The sequence below is a fragment of the Bradyrhizobium sp. 40 genome (assembly GCF_023100925.1).
Taxonomy (GTDB): Bacteria; Pseudomonadota; Alphaproteobacteria; order Rhizobiales; family Xanthobacteraceae; genus Bradyrhizobium.
Genome location: NZ_CP064688.1, coordinates 2,404,825 through 2,424,362, shown reverse-complemented (window position 1 = coordinate 2,424,362; position 19,538 = coordinate 2,404,825). Strand labels below are relative to the sequence as shown.

The following is a 19,538-nucleotide window of genomic DNA, read 5'->3' as shown; positions in this document are numbered from 1 at the left end:
CATCCTATTCGTTGCCGGCGAATCCGCCGGCCGCGACATCCTTTCTAACCACCGCGCCCGCGGCAACGACGGCTCCGGCATCCACCTTGATGCTGCCCAGCACCACGGCGCCGGCGCCGATATGAACGCTCTCGCCTACCGACACGCCCCCGCACAGCACCGCCCCCGGAGCAACATGCGCGTGATCGCCCACGATGCAATCGTGCTCGACCACTGCGCGCGTATTGATCAGGGCGTTCCGTCCGATGCGCACCGCGGGCTGGATCACGGCACCGGCCATCACTTGCGCGCCGTCGCCAAATTGTACATCGGAGGCGATTACGGCGGAAGCATGCGCAATCACCGGAAATCTGTAGCCCGGCCCGGCGAACCGCTCAAACAGGGCGCGCCGGTCGGACAATCCGGAATTGCGGCGCGAGGCGCGGTTGCCGAGACCATTGGCGAGCTCGATCTCATCAGCGGACATTTTCAGGACGTCGTCGTCCGATACCGTGATCCGGACGCCGCCAATAACCTCGCCGATGCGCGCGGCGTCGGCCGCGGCTATCGGACGTATGCCGCGGCTCAGCAACGCCTCGATGACGACACGGGCGTGACCGCCGGCGCAAAGCACGATCAGACTCATGGCTCCAGCGCCTCATTGGCCGCGTAGTCGCGCTGGGCGGTCTTGCCGAGATAGCTCCAATATTCGATCGGCGGAATACCGCTGCCCGGGCGCTTGACGCCAAGATTGCGTTCCGTGAAGCGTTCCCCGGCGCGCACCGGCTGGAGCACAACGAGGCTGCGGCGTGCCACCACGCGGTTTGGAATCTCCTCCGGCGCCGGCACCTTGCGACCATCTCCCAGCGCTGTCTCGACGTCGCGGATCGCGGCGATCATTGCCGCCATCTCGTCCGGCTCGATCGAGGCCCGGTGGTCGGGCCCCGGCAAATTGCGATCGAGCGTCAGATGTTTTTCGATCACGGTTGCACCCAGCGCCACCGCAGCCGACGCGATGTGGATACCGCGGCTGTGGTCGGAGAAGCCGACAGGCAGGCCAAACGCACCGTTTAGCATCGCCATCGCGCGCAGATTGATCGATTGCGGATCAGCCGGATATTCGGTCGTACAATGCAGCAGCGTGACCTTTGCGCGCAACTCTGTCCAGGTCGCGCGATCCAGCAGGAGATTTGCGAAATCCGCAGGCGTCGGCCGCGCCGATGCATCGCGGAGATAGCCGAAGGCAACGACGCCGAGCGCCTGCTCCACTTCGGCAAGTGTCCCCATGCCGGTGGACAGAATGATCGGCAGGCGGAAGCGCGCCAGATGCAGCAGCAACGGCGCATTGGTCAGGTCGCCTGAACCGACCTTCAACGTTGAAACCCCGACCTGGCGGACCAGATGGGTGGCGCTGTCTGCGTCGAACGGCGTCGACATGTAGGTGATCCCAGCGGCCGCGCAGGCCGCCGCGATCTGGACCTCGTCGTCAGTGCTGAGCTCGAGCGCACGAAGCATGTCGAGCTGCGACTGTGCCTTCCCGGTCGTCGCCTGCTGGTAGCTCGCCTTCGCGGCCTCGGCTGTCGCGAGCTTGTCGGCGCGGAACGACTGAAACTTGACCACGTCGGCCCCGGCCCGCGCAGCTGCCTCCACCAGCGCCAGCGCGCGCGCGCGGTCGCCGTTGTGGTTGACGCCAGCTTCAGCAATGATCAGGGTTCGGCGGTGCATGGGGTTTCGTCGCGCGGCGCAGCGAAATCGCCCGCCAATCAAGCGGTTGTCTTAGTCGAGCACGCTGGTAAAAGCAACGCAGGCGGGCGGCTCGCGGCGTGTCCAAAGGCCCCGCGGGTGTCCCGCTGGACGACGAATCATGCCGATTCGCAAGGACACAGAAGCCGGATCATCGAGAGCCAATGACGCAAACGCCTGAGATATTGTTCCTGCTGGTCGGCCGCGGTGGATCGAAGGGTCTGCCCGGCAAGAATCTGCGCGAGATCGGCGGCCTCAGCCTGACCGGTTACAAGGCAATCTCTGCGCGGCAGTCCCGCTACTGCTCGCGCCTGATCGTTTCCAGCGACAGCGCCGAGATCAGGACCGAGGCCGAGCGGCATGGTGCCGAGGTGCTGTTCGAGCGGCCGGCCGAGCTTGCGACCGATACCGCCTCCTCCAACGACGTGGTGCTGCACGCGATGGACTGGATCGAGACGCACGAGAAGCGGCGCTACGACGCGATCATGCTGCTGGAACCCTCCTCGCCCTTCGCCACGCCGGCGCATTTTGACGAGGCCGTCGACCTTTTCGCCGCGCGCAAAGCGAGCCTCGTGGTCGGCATGCGCGAGACCGAGGTCTCCTCGATCTTCGTCGGGACGCTCGGCAAGGACGGCTCCATCGGAGGCATCGTCGAGAAAATGCTGACCACGACGGCGCAGCGACGGCAGGATCAGGCCGTCGAAGTCACCATGAACGGCGCACTCTACCTGGTCGGCTGGGACGCGATGCGCAGGCATCGCAAGATCTACGCCGATCCGTCCGCGAGTTACGGCATCATGATGGATCGCATGCATTCCATCGAGATCGAGAGTGCGGCCGACCTCGCCTATGCCTCCTACGTCATCGAGCACGGGATGCTCGATGCTTCGCGGTGGCAGCAGCGAACATGAGCGCACGCCGCCGCATCGCTGTCGTCACGGGCTCGCGCGCCGATTACGGATTGCTGCGGGGCATCCTGACGCGGCTAAAGGCGGCCGACGACGTCGCGCTGAGCATCATCGCCTGCGGGATGCATCTGGTGCCGCGCTTCGGCGAAACCTGGCGGGCGATCGAGGCTGACGGTTTTCAGATCGCCGCGAAAGTCGATCTCGCGCTCGCCGACGACCGCGCCGAGTCTGTAGCGCGCGGCACCGGCATCGGCGTAACCGGATTTGCCGAGGTGCTGCCGAAGCTCGCCCCCGACATCCTTGTTGTGCTGGGCGATCGTTACGAGGTGTTGGCCGCCGCGGTCGCGGCAACTTTGCTCAATATTCCGATCGCTCATATTCATGGCGGCGAGATCACCGCCGGTGCATTCGACGATGCGATCCGGCACGCCATCACGAAAATGGCCTGCTTGCATTTCGTTGCGGCAGAGCCTTATCGCCAGCGCGTGATCCAGATGGGCGAGCAGTCCGATTTTGTTTTCAACGTCGGCGCGCCGGGCCTCGATCTGGCGGACAGCACGCCGACACTGACCCGCGCCGAGCTGTTCGCAAAGCTCGGCATCGGCGGTCCGGAGCGCTTCCTGCTGGTGACGCTGCACCCGACCACCGCGCAGCCCGAGGCGGACGCCGCAAATCTTGCCGCGACCCTTGGCGCGCTCGCCGAGGTCGAGGACCGCAGCATCATCTTCACCGGCGTCAACGCCGATCCTGGATATCGCGCGATCGATGACGCGATCTCGGCTTTTGTCGCGGCGCGACCCGGACGCGCTCACCTTTTCGCCTCACTCGGCAGTGAACGCTACTGGGCTGCACTGCGGCTCGCCGATGCCGTGGTTGGCAATTCCTCCAGCGGTATCCTGGAGGCGCCGGCCGTCGGCGTGCCCTCAATCAACATCGGCGACCGCCAGAAGGGCCGGCTGCGCGCCGCCTCAATCATCGACTGCCCGGCCGATTCGGCTGCCGTTCTCGCAAGTCTCCAACGTGTCCTCGACGGCCGGTTCCAGCCCGATCCGGGCGTTGATCCGCCCTACGGCCGCGGCGGGGCCTCAGAGGCCATTGCCGGAACCCTTCGAAAGATCGAGCTTCGGCGCGCTTTCCCCAAGCATTTCCATGATTTAGCACCTCCACCGAAACCCTCTGGATTGGCCGTATAAGTCCCGTCCATTGTTGCCTGCGCAGCACCCCAGGCTGTATAAATGGGGGCGCGCCGGAGACGAACGGCGCTCGTTCCGGGAGAACGCGACATGACGACGATCGAATCACTTTCCGACGTGACGCCGGCGACCCGCGCCGTCGAGATCGGTGAACTTCCGATTCCGCCCTATCGCGGCAACACGATTCCTGCGATCGACTATGATGCGCACCCGGCTTATGGCGGCATGTTCCCGAAGCCCACCTTGCGTGAGCGGCTTTATGCCCTGAACGTTTTTGCGCGCACTTTCGCCTTCGTCACCATTCGTCGCATCGTCGATTACGACAACATGCCGCTGCTCACCAAGGAGGCTGGTTTCAGCGGTCTCAATGCGCGGACAGCGCTGCGCTACGTCTCGATGTTCGCGAGAATCCGTGCGAGCCGCGCGATCAGCTGGCTGACCGGTACGCGCCGTCCTGCGAAGCCGGTGAACCCGGCGCTGCTCAACAAGATCAAATCCGACGGCATCGTCTGCCTGAACCTCACACCCGACGAGATCGAGCAGATCCGCAACGTGACAAATCCGGGCTTCGCCAAGCTCGACGAGCGCCGCGCCAACATTTCGCCGGAGAAGCGTAAGTTCGACGACAACGTCTACTGGTGCACGCGCTCCGCCGATCCGCAGGCGTTCGCGACCGTCGAGTCCATCTTCAAGCGCTACGGCATCATGGAAGCGGCAAGCGCCTATCTGGGCCGCCCCGCCGGCGTGAAGCACGTCAATGCGCAGATTAACGATCAAGATCTAGCATTCTGGAAGCGTGTGTTCCCGGATACGCAGCTTGCCGACCCCTGGGGCAGCTATCTGCACATCGATGCCACCTACGGCATGCTGAAATGCGCGATTTACGTCCATGACATCGGCCCGGATGGCGGCCCGTTCTGCTACATCCGCGGCAGCCAAAACGCGAAGATCGGCTGGTTCGAGGGCATGATCCGCCGCACCAACGATTTCTCCGGCTTCTCCGGCCGCCGGCCGGACGCGCGCAAGAAGTTCATGGCCTTGCCGGCTTTCCTGCGCAAGAAGGCCGACTTCGGCGGCGACCTGCCGGACAATTCGCCCGACGTGGCGCGCCTGCGCGAGGGCCACTTCGCCGCGACCTCGAACTACGGCAATTGCGTGCTGTTCGACGGCAACGGCATGCATCGCGGCGGCATGGTCAACAAGGGCGAGCGCCGCTGCCTGTTCATCCTGCTCGCGGAAATCTGACGTCAAGCTTGCCGCTGCAGCTTGCTCGGACGCTTGAGATATTCGCCAAGCTGCTCGGGGCTGAAATAAGCCGCCTGGCTGCGCAGCGGGCTGTCCTTGCGGATGAAAGCAAGATCGATCTGGGCAAGCGCGCCGTCGAGCGAGCGCATATGCCCTTCCAGCACGTCGTAGACTGCAAAGCCGGCGTCGTCGCAGAAGCGCACGACGTCGGCGAATTGCGGAATGCCATGCCGCATGGGCATCATGGTGGTTTCGAGGATCATGAGATCGATCTCGCTGATCCGCGTGCCGAGCCCCTTCAACACCTCGATCTCGGCGCCCTGCGTATCGACCTTGAGGAACACCGGGTGCTCGAGCGTCTCCGGCAACAGCGAGTCGAGCCGGCGCATCGGCGTCTTGCGCGCCTCGCCGTCGAGCGCCTTGCCCTCGACCTGTGCGAAGATGCTGGAGCCCGAGATGTCGTCATGGACGTTGAAGGTGATCTCGCCGTTCTCGGCACCGGCCGCGACCAGGAAATACTCGGCGTTGAGCCGTTGCTTGAGCTGCTCCAGCAGCGTTCGGCATTCCGCCACCGGCTCGACCAAGAAGTATTTGGCGCGCGGGAATGCATCATAGATCGGCGACGTGCCGAATGCGACGCCGACGTCGACCACCGTCTTCACATTGAAGCCGAGCGACTTCAGATGCTTGAAGAACAGACTGAAATTCCTGACCGGCGCGTTGGTACGCATCAGGCGCAGGCCGATCGGTTCCAGGACGTTATTGATGGCCTGAAACGCGGCAGAGACGAATGCCTTCATGAAGCGAGCGCCGGTTGGGCAGAAGCCGAGGTGGAGGATCGCGATCGCAAAATGCCCCTGCTCACAATGAATTTGCGACAGTTTGCAATCGACTGGTCGGTTTGGTAGATCAGCCCGGCAAGCCGGTCAAGCGACCGCCCCGTCGGCAAAGACAGCGACATCAGCATGAAAGTACTCGTGACCGGAAGCTCCGGCTTCATCGGCCAGGCATTGGTGCGGCGACTGCGCGCCGAGCATTGCGAGGTCGTGGGGCTCGACAAGGTTCCGGCCGAGACCACCGATATCGTGTGCGATATCCTCGATGCCGGCGGCCTGACGAAAGCCGTCACCGGCGCCGCACCCGATGGGGTGGTTCATCTCGCCGCCCGCATCGACCTCGACGAGAAGACCGACCTTGCCGGCTACACCGCCAATATCGAGGGCGTCGAAAACCTGGTCGAGGCCGTGCGGCGCACGCCGTCGGTGCGGCGAGCGATCTGGACCTCGTCGCAGCTCGTCTGCCGCGTCGGCTATGTGCCGACCAGCGACACCGACTACAAGGCCGACACGCTCTACGGAAAGAGCAAGGTGCGGACCGAGGAGATCGTCCGCAGCGCCGACGGCGCAGAGCGCGAATGGTGCCTGGTGCGCCCCACGACCGTCTGGGGCCCCGGCATGAGCGCGCACTACCAGCGCTTCCTGCACATGATCGAGCGCGGCCACTATTTCCATGTCGGGCACGACCCGCTCTGGAAGTCCTACAGCTATATCGAAAACATCGCCTTCCAGTATTGGCGTCTGCTGAGCGTTCCGGCGGAGCAGATCCACCGCCGGACGTTCTATCTCGCCGACTACACGCCGATCGATCTGATCGCGTGGAGCGACGCATTCCAACGCGCCTTCGGTTCGCGTCCGATCCCGCATCTGCCGACCGGCGTCGCCCACACGCTGGCGCTTTGCGGCGACGCCGTGAACGCGATGGGATTGAAGCGGTTTCCGTTCAACTCGTTTCGCCTGAACAACGTGCTCACGCAGTATCAGTTCGATCTGGCACAGACCGCCGCGGTCTGCGGCCCGCTTCCGTGCGATATGGAGCAAGGCGTCGCAGCAACCGTTGCCTGGCTGCGCAACATCTCCGCGCGCTGAGATCAAGTCGCCGGCCTGTTAAGCCCGACTCCGCCGGCTTCCTGTGGTGCCTTCGCGCGCAGCCTGGCGAGATCCAGCACCAGCCCGGTCGCCACCATCGACACCAGCACCAGGGCCGAATTGGCCACGCCGAGAGGTCCCTGAACCGGACTGAGCAGGACGCTGGCGAGCGCGAACACGAGCAGCAGCAGCGGCGTCATCAGACCGGAGTGCCGGCTTCCTGCCGTGCTCCAGCCGGCCACCCCTCCCCAGATCACGACGTAGACGATCGCGCCGACAAGGCCGAAATCGATGAAGGCGGCGGCCCAGACGCTCGGAAAGAAGCCATAGATCAGCGCTTCCCGCAGTTCGGCCTCCATGATTGCGACCTGATCGCTCTCCGGGAAGAATATCCGCAGCAAAGGCGACAGCGCGCCGATCTCGTAAACGCCCCATTGGGGCGTGAACTTGTCGCGCGACTTCCAGACGATATCGACCGTTCGCACGCCGTGTGTCAGATAAAAATACGTGCTCAACCCAATCATCGCGCTGCGCGCCGACACACGGCTAGATTGGATCGCCGACGCAACATAGCCGCGCGGCTTGACGTTCCAGGCATCGAGCATCGTGGCCAGAACGGCTTCCATCGAGGTCGTACCGGTGGCCTGTGACGGTACCGCCTTCGTCTCAGCGACGCGCTTGTTGAGCTCGGCTGCGGTGATCGCCTCCGCGGGCCTGGAGCGGTGGGCTTTGCTTGATGCCGCGGGCGCGCCGGCTGCCGCGGCCGTGTCGAGCTGGTTTGTCTCCTGCTGCAATTCGGCGATCAGGGGCGACATCAGGATGCAGAAGTTCTGCCGGCTGGACCAGATCGCGCTCGAATAGACCGCGAACACGCCCACGGCGATCACGGTCTTGGGCAGGAGATAATGGCCCCGCGGCAGAAGCGTTCGTCCCTGTGCGAGGCGCACCAGCATCGCCATCGCGACCAAGACGAGAACGAACAGGATCGGCATGCGTCCGGAATAAAGCAGCGCATAACCGACCGGCGAGATGATGGATAGTTGCGCCAATGCCGCTGCCCATCCCCTGATCTCCTCTCCCCTGAGCAAGAACAGCACGAGGGAGGCGAAGCCAAACGAGAACATCACGTAACCGCCATAGAGCAGCGGCGTGCGTCTGATCGCAACCGTGTCGACGAGCCCAGGCGCACAACGGAGCAGTTCGGCATAGCTGGAATTGCTCACGCCGCTGAGGAACGTGCGGTCAAGCGCCACCAGCGCGATGCCGACGATGCCGAACAGCGACGCGGCTAAGGTGACGTTGTTGAGCAGTCGTGCAGAGGCCGGCGGGGAACGGTCGTGGCCTGCGAACCAGCGATCGAAGGCTAGCTTGCCGCCCCGATAGGACAGCAAGAAGACCGCCAGCCCGATCGCAACCACGGTCAGCACTGCCATCGACGGCTGTCCCGGATAGTCGATCGGCCCGACGGCGACAGCGAAAAGCGCCCCGAACCAGATTACGGTCATCAGAATCGCGGGCGACGCGAGAGCGCCGACCAACGGAAGCAGCCGCTGCTGCAATTTGCCGTCCAAGAAGCGCCCCTCGGGTTAAGACGTGAGATTGTCTTGACGTTTATCTATGAACCGCCCTCAGGGGTAGAGCATGTCTGGATCGGTGGGAAGGCCGACCGTCTCGGTTGCGGCGGGTTCCCTGAAGCTCTCGCGCATCCTGTGGACGGCAAAGCCGGTCAGGGACACGAACAGCGCCGCGCTGGCGATTCCGCCGGCAAGCGCCGCACCGTAGATGCCGAGTACGGGGATCATCGTCACGTTAAGCACCGTCGATACCGCGGCGGAACCGAGATTGCAGATCAGAAGATACTTATCCGACCGCGCCGAATAGAGCGCATAGGAGGGAACATCCGCCAGCATGCGCAGGAATATTCCTGGCAGCATGGCGTAAAACACACCGATGCTCGCTGCGTAAGTCGACAGCCCGAGCAGCGCGAGCATGGGCCTCATCGCAAAGGCCGACAGGATCATCGTGGCACAGACGAGTGCCAGCATGGACCAGAACAACGAGCGCAGCGCCGTGCGATAGGCATCCCTGCCCGCCGTATAGCCCGCAATAACCTTCGGCAGGAACTGGTGCGACACCGAGGCGCCCAGTGACAGCAGGCCGATCAGGATCGTGGAATAGAACGTGTAGATGCCGAGCGCATCGCGGCCGACGAAGGCGTCGATGACGAAGCGATCGACATAGGAAATGACCAGCGCTCCCCCGGCCGTCAGCATGAAGGGACGCGCGATCCAGAGGCCCTGCCGGATGTTCTTGAGGTCCGGCCGGTATCCCCCGAGTTCGCGCCACGGCAATTCGGAGAGCGAGAACGCAGAAAAGGCAATCGCCGCCATACCACCGAGCGCCCACCAGACCATCACTGTTTCCAACGTCCGCGTCGAGGGCGCCGCGAACATCAGAACGGCGATCGCATACACCCAGATCCCGCCGCGCAGGAACACGCCGATATAGGCCCTCACCGGCCGCCAGGTGATGATCAGGATCCGCGTCGCCTCCAGCGAGACGTGTTCGGTGACGAGGATCAGGATGAACCACGGCGCCAGACGCGCCGGAAAGGAGCCCGCGGCGATCGCGACGGCAACCACGATGCCGACCGCCACGAGCGCGGCCGTGCCAAGCACCATCTGGTCGGCGATGATGCGCGCGCGCCGCTCAGGCGTGGCCGGCACCAGTTCGCGCAAGGTGTAGGAGTAGAACTCCAGACCGACTGCGAGCAGCGCGAAGGCCAGCGTCGCGGTCAAGAGGCCGTACTGTCCCATTTCCGCTGGCGACAACATGCGCGCCAGCAGCAACGACAGCAGAAAGCGGCTCGCCAGCGTCAGCGCGCGCAGCACCAGCGCCGCGACCGTGCCGGCAACCGCCGGACGCGTCACGAGATCAAGCAGACGAAGTCGCATCGCGCTGTTTCCATCTCCGCCGGACGACGACATCGGTTGCAAGTGCGTTCCCCGCGGGATCGTCAAGCGACGGCCTTGCAGGACTTCATGAATTGCGGCAGGTGCGCGTTCAACGAGCGTGCCAGCGGCTCGACTGAAGCCCGCACGGCTTCGTTCTCGGGATCGAACTTGCGCCAGCCGAAATAGTCGCCCTCGACGCTGATCGACGCCAGGTGCCGCATGATTGCGCGACGCGTCGCGGCGAGATCGTCAGGCGGTTGCCATTTTGCAAGCCGCTCGGCGAGACCGTCGATCTCGCTTGTGTCGCGGACATGCAGGAAGTGCTGCTCGGTTGCGTAGTAAGGCTCGGTCGCGACGGAAATCAACCCGGCGAGCGCCGCCTGGAAGCCGATGGTACCGGTGAACGTGACCGACACCGCGCACTTCCCGATCAGCAGATTCGCAGGCACGTCGTAAGGCACCAGCACAACGGCCGGCAGCTTCGCCAGGCGCTCCAACAGCTCGCGCTGACGAAAACCGAATTGCAGCGGATGGTCCTTGACGAAGATGCGGTAGCCTGCACGGCCGAGCACCTCGCAATAGCGCACCAGCACGTCGTCATGCGCGAGCATACCCTGCGATTCGAGCCAGTAGTCCATCGAAGCTTCGGGGAAGAGCTGAAGCCCGACGAATACCCGGCGCTCGCGCTCGACTCCGGCGAGCCGCTTGTCCCAGCCGTGATCGAGCAACCCGACCACGGCGACGTCGCGCATACGCACCTTGTGCTTCAGCCGCTTCAGTGCGTCGAGATAGTGGCAATTGTAGCGATCGCGCTTGATGAACCGCCAGATGTTGAAGTAGGCCCCGCGCAGTGCATAGTAGCCGAAGATCCGCCAGAACCTGGCGAGCGAAAAACGCTTGGCGTCACGCACATAGGCCGGCGCGAAATCCTCCCTGCAGAGCTGGCCGACGGCCGCGGCGATGTCCTCCGCGGACGGCTCGCGCAACCAGACCGGCTTTCCCCGGCGCATCAGCATGACCTGATCCGGGATGATCGAGGTCGTCATCTCCAGGAAGTCGATGCCACGCCGCCGCGCGATGCGCTCCATCACGTCCATGACGTAGCGGTCGATGGTGAATGTCATGACCAGCTCGGGGGCAAGCTTGTCAAAAGCCTGCTCGATCGCCTGCGTCATGCCGCCGATCATCCTGAGCGCGACATCGCGATCGAGGCTCCTGAGCACGCGACAGCGCAGGATGATATCGGCACATCCGTCCTGGCCGAACCGGTCGAATGCCGCGGCAGCGGCATCGCCCCTGTCGACGAAGCGATAGAAGTCGTCGACCAGCGAATGGTCGCCGTCGTCGCGCAGATCGCTGAGCACGACGGCGTCGGCAAACTCCATGCGCGAGGCCAGGTACTTCCACCAGGCCGTCGTGCTGTGAATCGTGAAGAAAACGATCCGGGGCATCAGCGCTCGTTCGCGCTTTCCGCCAGGAACGGACTGCTCGGCAAGTTGATGCAGCGGGTATTCATGTCCTCGGCCACGGGGAGCGCCGCGCGCGGACAGTCGCGGTACATCGGCAACAGGTGCATCGGCGTCCACAGCGGGCGTGCACGAATGCCGTGGCCGTGCAGGGCCTGAAGCAAGCGGTCGCGCTCGGGGGCATAGTCGCGGTCGAGCACCAGCGTATTGAGCCAATAATTGCTCTCGGACCCCTTCGGCTCGCGATAGATGCGCGCCGAGGGAAAATCACGGAAGGCATCGAGATAGCGCTGAGCGAGGACACGCTTGGCCGCGACCATTCCCCCCAGCCGCTCCATCTGCGCGCAGCCGAGCGCGGCATTGATGTTGGGCAGGCGGTAGTTGTACGCGATCTCGTCATGCTCGAACGCCCAGGCGTGGGCCTTCTTTGCCGTCGACGTGAGATGCCGGGCGTGGCGGGCATGCGCCTCGTCGTCGGTCACGATCATGCCGCCGCCGCCCGTCGTGACGATCTTGTTGCCATTGAAGCTCAGCACCGCGGAATGGCCGAACGTGCCACAGCCCTTGCCGTTCAGGCGCGAGCCCAGCGACTCGGTCGCATCCTCGACGATGACGAGGCCGTAGCGGGCCGCAACCGCGCCGAGCGCAGCCATGTCGACGGGATGCCCGAAAATGTGCACGGGCACGACGGCGCGAAGCCGGCGCCCCGTGTGCCTGTTCACCCAGGCGCCGTTCTGCTGCACGGCGATTGCATCGAGATGGGCCTCGAGCGCACGCGGGTCGAGCCCCAGCGTGTCCCAGGTCGAGTCGACGAAGTGAGGCACCGCGCCGGCATGGCTGATGGCGTTGGCGGTGGCGACGAAGGTGATCGAAGGCAGCAGCACCTCGTCGTCAGGCTCGACGCCCTCCAGCACCAACGCCGCATGCAGCGCCGCGGTGCCGTTGACGATCGCAACCGCGTGGCGCGAGCCGGTCGCCTCCGCCACCATTTCCTCGAAACGTGTGACGTATTTGCCGGCCGACGACACCCAGTTGGTGTCGATGCAGTCGAGCACCAGCTCGCGCTCGCGACCCCCGAACCGCGGCTCATGCAGTTCGACCGGACGCTGGGCTGAGCCGAGCGCGGCATCGACGGCGTCAAGCACCGGCTTGACGTCAAGCATGGCGGGACGATTCGGGGTCGCTTGCGCGGAGGACATGCTCATGGTGCTCACAACGTGTAGGTATTGACGCGATAGCGGGCGAGATTGTCCTGCTTGGTGAACCAGGCGATGGTCTGCTCAAGACCCCTACGAAGGCCGTCGACGCCGCCGAAACGCGGCGACCAGCCCAGCAGCTTCTGCGCCTTGGCGTTGGAGGCCCATAGCCGCTCGACCTCGCTGCGCTCGGGGCGCACACGAACGTCGTCATGCTCGATCTCGATCTCGACTCCCATCAGCTCGGCGATCAGGTTCACGGTGTCGCCAATCGAGATCTCGAAGGCGCTGCCGATATTGATGACCTCGCCCTTGCCGGCCTTGGAATCAAGCGCCGCCAGGAAGCCGCCGACGGTGTCCGCGACGAAGTTGAAGTCGCGGGTCGGATGAATGCTGCCGAGCTTGATCTTGCGCGCGCCTGCCGCGATCTGGGTGATGATGGTCGGGATCACCGCGCGGGCCGATTGCCGCGGGCCATACGTGTTGAAGGGCCGCACCACGATCACCGGCGTGCCGAACGATCGCTCAAATGACAACGCAAGCTGGTCGGCGCCGATCTTGGTCGCGGAGTAAGGCGACTGGCCCTGCAGCGGATGCTCTTCGGTGATCGGAACGAATTGCGCGGTGCCGTAGACCTCGCTGGTCGAGGTATGGATGACCTTTTCGACGCCGAGATCGCGCGCTGCCTGCAGAACGTTGAGGGTGCCGCGGATGTTGGCCTCCACATACGTGTCGGGCGAGTGATACGAATAGGGAATGGCAATCAGCGCGGCGAGATGCAGCACCGCATCGCATCCCTTCATCGCTGTTCGCACGCCGTTGGGGTCGCAAACATTGCCCGCGAAGACGTCAAACTCCTTGCGGATCTCGGGCGACGAGGAATCGAGCCATCCGTACGAACCCGCGCTGTTGTAGTGCACGAACGTGCGCACTGCGACATTGCGTCGGACCAGCTCTTCGGCGAGGTGCGATCCGATGAACCCACCCGCACCCGTCAAAAGTACTTTTCGCAAAGTTCCGGTTCCCCTCTGGCAGGCCACCCAACCTGCCTGCCCACCTGATACGGCAGCTTCTAATCATTCCCGCCGCTGGAGGCCAGTTTTGAATGCACTGCAGGCCCGCAATGGGCTCGGGACCCCGGCACGAAATACAACCGTCCCTGTTGCACAAGTCTTTGAGAAAGATCAACAAATCTCTTGCGCGACAGGCGCGCCACCGGGGCTATGCAAATTCGCGCACGAGCCGGATCACGCTCTCCTGCTGCGCGGGCGTGATTTCGGCAAAAATCGGCAGCGACAGGATGCTGGTCTGGTCCCGGTATGCATGTGGAAATTCCGCCGCCGTGTGACCGAATCGCGCGTAGGCCTGAAGCAGCGGCAGCGCGGTCGGATAGTTGATTGCGGTCTGCACGCCGTTAGCGTTGAGGTGAGCCGCCAGCGCATCTCGTCGCGGATGCCGGATGGTATAAAGGTGATAGACGTGGTGGCGACCAGGCGCGACCTGCGGTACGCTCACCCCCTCGATCCGGTTGAGGCCGGAATCATAGACCGCGGCCGCACGCTGCCGCGCCTCGGTCCAGGCCGCCAGATGCGGAAGCTTTGCCGACAGGATCGCGGCCTGCATTCCGTCGAGCCGGCTGTTGACGCCCTCGATCTCATGTTGATGCTTCACCAGGCCGCCGTGACGCGCGAGCCGCGTCATGTGCTCGGCAAGCCCGGCGTCATTGGTGACGACGGCGCCGGCATCGCCCATCGCGCCAAGATTCTTGCCCGGATAAAACGAGTAGGTTGCGGCCGCGCCGAACGTTCCCACCATCTGCCCCTTGTAGCGGGCCAGATGCGCCTGGGCACAATCCTCGATCACCCACAAACCATGGTTGCTCGCGATTCCCATGATCGCGTCCATCTCGGCAGGCTGACCATAGAGGTGCACTGGAATGATGCCGACGGTGCGCGGTGTGATCGCAGCCTCGATCGCCGCGGGATCGATCGTAAACGTCACACCATCGGTATCGCAAAACTTCACGACAGCGCCGGCGTGAGTGATCATTGCCGAGGTCGATATCCAGGAATGTGCCGTCGTGATCACCTCATCGCCCGGCTTCACCTTGAGCGCGGCCATCGCCAGATAAAGCGCATCCGTCCCGTTGGCACAGGAGACGCAGTGCTTGACGGATGCGGCCTTGGCAAAGTCGCGCTCGAACGCATCGACAAATGGGCCGCGGATAAAGGCGTTGTCGCGGATGACAACCGCAATCGCAGCGTCGATCTCGCCCTTGATGTTCTGGTACTGGAGCTGGAGATCAGCGAAGGGTACGGCCATCAGTCACTTCCGCAAGGTCAATAGGCGCGCCGGATTGCCGGCATAGGTTCCGGCCGCGGTGATGTCCCTGGTCACCACCGAGCCCGCGCCGATCACGACGTCGTCCACGATCGTGACCGGCATGATCGTGGCATTCGAGCCGATCGACACCCTGTTGCCGATCCGGGTCTCACGCCACAGCTCCTTGCGACCGCGCGCCGGACCACCGCCCGCGAAGGTGTCGTTGATGAACATCACGCCGTGGCCGATGAAGCAGTCCTCACCGATGCTGACGAGCTCGCAGACGAAACTGTGCGATTGCACGCGCGTGCGGGCGCCGACGACGACATCCTTCTGGATCTCGGTGAAGGGGCCGATGAAGCAGTCATCGCCGATCGTGCAACCGTAGAGATTGCAGGGCTCGACGATCTTGACGCCGATACCGAAGCTGACGTCTCGCATTCCGACCTGATGGCGCTCGGGGCCACTCACGAAGCAACACCCAGCCGACTGCGGCGAGGCACGAAGTGAAGCGGCACCTCCTGCCCCGTCTCGATCGATTCGTAGAGCGCCGAGATCAGTTCCAGGCTCTTGCGGCCCTGCAGCCCGTCGACCAGAGCTGCGCCGCGGTCAGCGAGACACTCGACGACCTGCTGATAATAGGCCTGGTGGCCGAAGCCATAGACGTTCGGCGGGTTGACCGAAAACTTTTCGATCACCTCCTTGTCAGACTGCAACTCGTTGACGAAACGCCAGTGGCGGATGTGGTTCATGGCGAAGCCGCCGACCTCGACCGTTCCCTTCTCACCCAGGATCGAGAGCGACCCCTCGAGATCAGCCGGACGCACCGCGGTCGTGGCCTCGATGATTCCCAGTGCCCCATTGCGGAACTTCAGCGTAGCAACCGCCGTGTCCTCGGTCTCGATCTTCACCAGCGCGGTCGCGCTGCGCGCATGAACGCTGACCACGTCGCCGAAGAACCACTCCAGCATGTCAATGTGATGGCTGGCCTGGTTGGTCAGCACGCCGCCGTCCTGCGCCCAGGTCCCTCGCCAAGCGTCTTGATTGTAATAGGCCTGGTCCCGGCACCAGCGCACGCGAACCGTGCCGAGCACGAGCTTTCCAAAGCGGCCGGCATCGAGCGCCTCGCGCGCCTTGACAATCGGCACGTTGAAGCGGTTCTGCTTGACGACGAAGAGCTTGACGCCGGCTTCATCGCAGGCGCGGATCATGTCGTCGGCGTCTTGCAGCCGCAGCGCCATCGGCTTTTCGACCACCACATGCTTGCCCGCGCGCGCGCAGGCGATCGCATGCTGCGGATGCATCCCGCTCGGCGTGAGCACCGCGACAGCGTCAATGTCGTCGCGTGCGAGCATCTCGTTGAGAGCGGCATACGCGGCGACCTTGAACTTCGCGGCGATCGCATCCGCCCGTGCGCGATCGGAATCGCACACCGCGACAAGGCGAGCGCCTTCAATGATGCCGCCGCCGAGGATCTCGGAGTGGCGCTTGGCGATACGCCCGCATCCGAGCAGGCCGAACCTAACCATAAGACCTCGATCTTTCCCGTTGATGGCTCGTGACGAAAGGGTCTGAGCGCACCGGTCAGGCTGACCTATATTAACAAAAGCCCGAATAAATCAAGGCTTTAGACAGTTCAATATCCCCATTCGGGCGTGCCTTGGACATTGCCTGCGTTCCTCAAATGGGATATCCGATCCGCCACATGGTGCCTCCCACGAACTTCACGGATCACAGGGCCGCGGACGGATTTCGTTTGCGCGGCAACGATCGCGGCGTAGCGCTGCTCATCCTGTGCCACCTGGTCCTGGGCAGCATCTCGCTGATCTGCGTGGCGCGCATCTACCCGGTCTACAGCATTATCTTCGACAACGAGAGGCTACCCACCGCGATTGCTACGGTCGCAGCGTTCGCCGTCCTGACCATCTTGTTCGTCCGCGCCCGGTTCAGCTTCGGCTATTTTGCCGGCTACTACCTCTTCGTCATGATTGCCGGCTATCTCTGGCTCAACAACTTCACCGAGTTCGATTACAACCATCGCCTGAGCGGCCTCTCTGCGGCGGCCTCCGCCGTGGCATTCCTGTTGCCAGCACTTCACCAGCCAACCTTGCCGCGATTGCTGGAATTGTCCCCGCAGGCTTTAGAGCGGCTATTGGGCTGGATCGTTCTGATCGGGGCCGCCGTCGCCGCGATCGGGGCGTATTACAACTTCAGGCTGGTCTCGCTCGGAGACATCTACACGTATCGCGAAGCTTTGACCGCACCGGCACTGGTGAACTACCTGGTTGGGATCACAATGACGGCCCTCTTGCCGTTCGCATTCGCATGCTACGCCGTGCATGGAAAACTCTGGCGGGCCGGCGCCGTCGTCATCCTGCTGCTGCTGTTCTATCCGGTCACATTGAGCAAGCAGGCTTTCTTTGCCCCGGCATGGCTCGTCCTCATGTTCGTGGTGACACGGTTCATCGGCTTGCGGCTCACCGTCATCCTGTCCCTCCTGCTCCCGACTGCGACAGGGTTGGTTCTGTTCAGCCTTTACCAGAGCGGCCTATTGCCTGAGCGGTCCGCGATGCCGGTATTCCAGCTGGTGAACCTTCGCATGGTGGCCATACCCTCGCTTGCGATGGACTATTACAACGCGTTCTTTTTCAACCACGAACAGACGCACTTCTGTCAGATCAGCTATTTGAAGCCAATCATGCCTTGCCACTATCGGGAGCCACTGGCAGTTGTCATTTACAATTGGTTTGGCATCGGTGGCTACATGAACGCCTCGCTCTTCGCCACCGAAGGCGTTGCGTCGGTCGGCCCGCTGCTTGCCCCGATCTCTGCACTCGTATGCGGCATCGTCGTCGCCATCGCCAACGGCATGTCCGCGGGCGCATCCCAGCGCATTGTTCTGGTTTCCTCGGCACTGTTGCCGCAGACCCTGCTGAACGTGCCATTCACGACTGTGATGCTGACCCATGGAGCCGTCGTGTTGTTTCTCCTGTGGTATGTGATGCCGCGAGACACAACCGAACGAGCGGATTAACGCGATGCGCGTCCTCATCCTCAACGCCGACTACCCACGCTTTCTGACCTGGCTGTACCGTCGCACGCCCGATCTTGCCCGCGCGACTTACGCGACGCAGATGGCGGCGCGCAATGCCAGCCTGTTCGGCGTTGCCGATTTCTACTCACGCAACTTCGCGGCCGCTGGGCATGTCGCCGCCGACATTCACATCAACAATCCCTGGATGCGCGCAGCTTGGGCGCGCGAACACGGGCTTGCTTTCGAACAGCCACCGGAGCCGGGAAACGAGGCTCAACGGCGAGCGATCCCCGGCTCGCTTCAACGCATGATCGCGCCATTCAAGCCGATCCTCAGGCCACTGGCACGAAAAGTGGGCTTGAGCCCACGGCTCGATGCGCAGGCGGAAGAGATCCTGTTGGCGCAGATCGAGGGATTCAAGCCGGACGTCGTCCTGAACCAGGACGTCTTCCACATCGATGCGCGCCTGGCGCGGCAGATCAAGGGCATCGGGCGGCCGATACTGATCGGGCAGGTCGGCATCGTCCCCTCGCGCGGCGAGGATTGGTCGGCCTATGATCTGATGATCTCGCAGCTTCTCCGGGTCGTTGAGTCCTTCCGCAGCGTTGGCGTCAGGTCCGAGGTGGTCCATCTGGCCTTCGAACCAGATATCCTCGACCGTCTTCCGCCGGCGCCCGAGCGCAGCATCGACATCTCCTTCGTGGGCGCGGTGTCGGCGGATCACCAGCAGCGGGTCGCACAGCTCGAAGCGGTGGCTTGGAAATACGACCTGAAGCTCTACGGCAGCGGCCTGCAGAACCTGCCCGCCTCGTCGCCGCTGCACCGCTGCTATCAAGGCGAGGTCTGGGGCGTGGAGATGTACCAGGCGCTCCGGGCCTCGCGCCTGACGCTCAATTCGCACATCGATCAGGCTGGCCGCGAGGCCGGCAACGCGCGGCTGTTCGAGGCGACCGGCGCCGGCACGTTCCTGCTGACCGATTTCAAGGACAATCTCCACACACTGTTCGATATAGGCAGCGAGGTCGCGGCTTGGCACACGGCCGACGACTGTCTCACGCTGATCGATCGCTACCTTGGGAACGAAGACGAGCGCTGCGCAATTGCTGCCGCAGGACAGGCGCGGACAGTTTCGACCCATACATTCAGGCGGCGGATCGAGGACATTCTTCGCTTTGTGAGCTGAAAGTCGCGAGTCCTTCGCCCTTGACGGTACGAATCAAAATAGCCAAAGTGCCTGCGCTTGATAGACGCCATGTCAGTTTAATGGCGCCTTTTTTATTTAAGGGCCTGGATGGCATACGTTGGTCATTTCAGATTCGGCGAGCAACCTTACCTAAGATCATTCTCAACAAGCGCGCATCCAGCGGATCAAGTACGGGACGCTTCAATTCGCGCCGGATCGCACAACCCCAAAGCGTCGAAAATCAGCTCGAGCATTCGCGTGAACCACATACTCATTGACGAAGAGGATCGTTTGACAAGGTGGTCTGCCTACGAATCACACCGAACGTACTACGGGTGTCCATTCAAAGTCGACACGACGTCAGACTCCAGCGGGTTTCGATTGACCAGC

Annotated in this window: 17 protein-coding genes; 6 read left to right on the top strand and 11 right to left on the bottom strand. The window is 63.4% G+C overall.

What is annotated here, in order from left to right; genetic code table 11:
• Positions 1 to 4: 4 nt before the first annotated feature.
• Positions 5 to 625: a NeuD/PglB/VioB family sugar acetyltransferase gene (locus IVB40_RS11580; RefSeq protein WP_247290285.1), complete on the bottom strand. Its 621-nt coding sequence runs from the start codon at positions 623 to 625 to the stop codon at positions 5 to 7.
• Complete coding sequence (gene neuB / locus IVB40_RS11575) at positions 622 to 1,704, bottom strand: N-acetylneuraminate synthase (RefSeq protein ID WP_247818909.1); 1,083 nt, start codon at positions 1,702 to 1,704, stop codon at positions 622 to 624. The genes IVB40_RS11580 and neuB overlap by 4 nt, the downstream gene beginning before the upstream one ends.
• A 182-nt stretch (positions 1,705 to 1,886) precedes the next feature.
• Between neuB and IVB40_RS11570 the strand changes: the two genes are divergently transcribed.
• From IVB40_RS11570 to IVB40_RS11560, 3 genes are all read left to right on the top strand, one after another.
• On the top strand, positions 1,887 to 2,633 hold the full coding sequence (locus tag IVB40_RS11570) for an acylneuraminate cytidylyltransferase family protein (protein ID WP_247290289.1): 747 nt from the start codon (positions 1,887 to 1,889) through the stop codon (positions 2,631 to 2,633).
• On the top strand, positions 2,630 to 3,823 hold the full coding sequence (gene neuC / locus IVB40_RS11565) for a UDP-N-acetylglucosamine 2-epimerase (protein WP_247290291.1): 1,194 nt from the start codon (positions 2,630 to 2,632) through the stop codon (positions 3,821 to 3,823). The genes IVB40_RS11570 and neuC overlap by 4 nt, the downstream gene beginning before the upstream one ends.
• A gap of 90 nt (positions 3,824 to 3,913) precedes the next feature.
• Entirely contained in the window at positions 3,914 to 5,068 is a 1,155-nt protein-coding gene (locus IVB40_RS11560; RefSeq protein ID WP_247290294.1) for a hypothetical protein, read from the top strand.
• Positions 5,069 to 5,070: 2 nt separating this feature from the next.
• On the opposite strand, the gene IVB40_RS11555 is transcribed toward IVB40_RS11560, so the two are convergent.
• The gene (locus IVB40_RS11555) at positions 5,071 to 5,868 is read right to left on the bottom strand and encodes an FkbM family methyltransferase (RefSeq protein ID WP_247290296.1); all 798 of its coding nucleotides are present in this window, start codon (positions 5,866 to 5,868) and stop codon (positions 5,071 to 5,073) included.
• Between the two features lie 165 nt (positions 5,869 to 6,033).
• Here IVB40_RS11555 and IVB40_RS11550 point away from each other — a divergent pair, with 165 nt between their 5' ends.
• Positions 6,034 to 6,993, top strand: a complete 960-nt coding sequence (locus tag IVB40_RS11550; protein WP_247290298.1) for an NAD(P)-dependent oxidoreductase — start codon at positions 6,034 to 6,036, stop codon at positions 6,991 to 6,993.
• 2 nt (positions 6,994 to 6,995) lie between these two features.
• Here the strand turns inward: IVB40_RS11550 and IVB40_RS11545 are convergent, their stop codons facing one another.
• The 8 genes from IVB40_RS11545 to IVB40_RS11510 all read right to left on the bottom strand — a co-directional run bounded on the left by IVB40_RS11545 (position 6,996) and on the right by IVB40_RS11510 (position 16,460).
• Positions 6,996 to 8,564 carry a hypothetical protein gene (locus IVB40_RS11545; RefSeq protein ID WP_247290300.1) on the bottom strand — a complete coding sequence of 523 codons (1,569 nt, stop codon included), beginning with the start codon at positions 8,562 to 8,564 and terminating at the stop codon, positions 6,996 to 6,998.
• A gap of 57 nt (positions 8,565 to 8,621) precedes the next feature.
• Complete coding sequence (locus IVB40_RS11540) at positions 8,622 to 9,947, bottom strand: polysaccharide biosynthesis C-terminal domain-containing protein (RefSeq protein ID WP_247818908.1); 1,326 nt, start codon at positions 9,945 to 9,947, stop codon at positions 8,622 to 8,624.
• A 62-nt stretch (positions 9,948 to 10,009) separates the two neighbouring features.
• Positions 10,010 to 11,398 (bottom strand): hypothetical protein, encoded by a 1,389-nt coding sequence (locus IVB40_RS11535; protein ID WP_247818907.1) that lies wholly within the window; start codon positions 11,396 to 11,398, stop codon positions 10,010 to 10,012.
• Entirely contained in the window at positions 11,398 to 12,618 is a 1,221-nt protein-coding gene (locus tag IVB40_RS11530) for a LegC family aminotransferase (protein ID WP_247290306.1), read from the bottom strand. The genes IVB40_RS11535 and IVB40_RS11530 overlap by 1 nt, the downstream gene beginning before the upstream one ends.
• Before the next feature lie 5 nt (positions 12,619 to 12,623).
• Positions 12,624 to 13,622, bottom strand: a complete 999-nt coding sequence (locus IVB40_RS11525) for an NAD-dependent 4,6-dehydratase LegB (protein ID WP_247290308.1) — start codon at positions 13,620 to 13,622, stop codon at positions 12,624 to 12,626.
• 208 nt (positions 13,623 to 13,830) lie between these two features.
• Entirely contained in the window at positions 13,831 to 14,931 is a 1,101-nt protein-coding gene (locus IVB40_RS11520; RefSeq protein WP_247290310.1) for a DegT/DnrJ/EryC1/StrS family aminotransferase, read from the bottom strand.
• Between the two features lie 3 nt (positions 14,932 to 14,934).
• Positions 14,935 to 15,372 carry an acyltransferase gene (locus IVB40_RS11515; RefSeq protein ID WP_247818906.1) on the bottom strand — a complete coding sequence of 146 codons (438 nt, stop codon included), beginning with the start codon at positions 15,370 to 15,372 and terminating at the stop codon, positions 14,935 to 14,937.
• Positions 15,373 to 15,398: 26 nt separating this feature from the next.
• The gene (locus IVB40_RS11510) at positions 15,399 to 16,460 is read right to left on the bottom strand and encodes a Gfo/Idh/MocA family oxidoreductase (protein ID WP_247290314.1); all 1,062 of its coding nucleotides are present in this window, start codon (positions 16,458 to 16,460) and stop codon (positions 15,399 to 15,401) included.
• 227 nt (positions 16,461 to 16,687) lie between these two features.
• On the opposite strand from IVB40_RS11510, the gene IVB40_RS11505 reads away from it, so the two are divergent.
• Together IVB40_RS11505 and IVB40_RS11500 are read left to right on the top strand one after the other, a co-directional pair.
• Positions 16,688 to 17,965, top strand: coding sequence for a hypothetical protein (locus tag IVB40_RS11505; RefSeq protein ID WP_247818905.1), 1,278 nt, complete (start codon positions 16,688 to 16,690; stop codon positions 17,963 to 17,965).
• A 4-nt stretch (positions 17,966 to 17,969) separates the two neighbouring features.
• Positions 17,970 to 19,148, top strand: coding sequence for a glycosyltransferase (locus IVB40_RS11500; RefSeq protein WP_247290318.1), 1,179 nt, complete (start codon positions 17,970 to 17,972; stop codon positions 19,146 to 19,148).
• Positions 19,149 to 19,538: the final 390 nt, after the last annotated feature.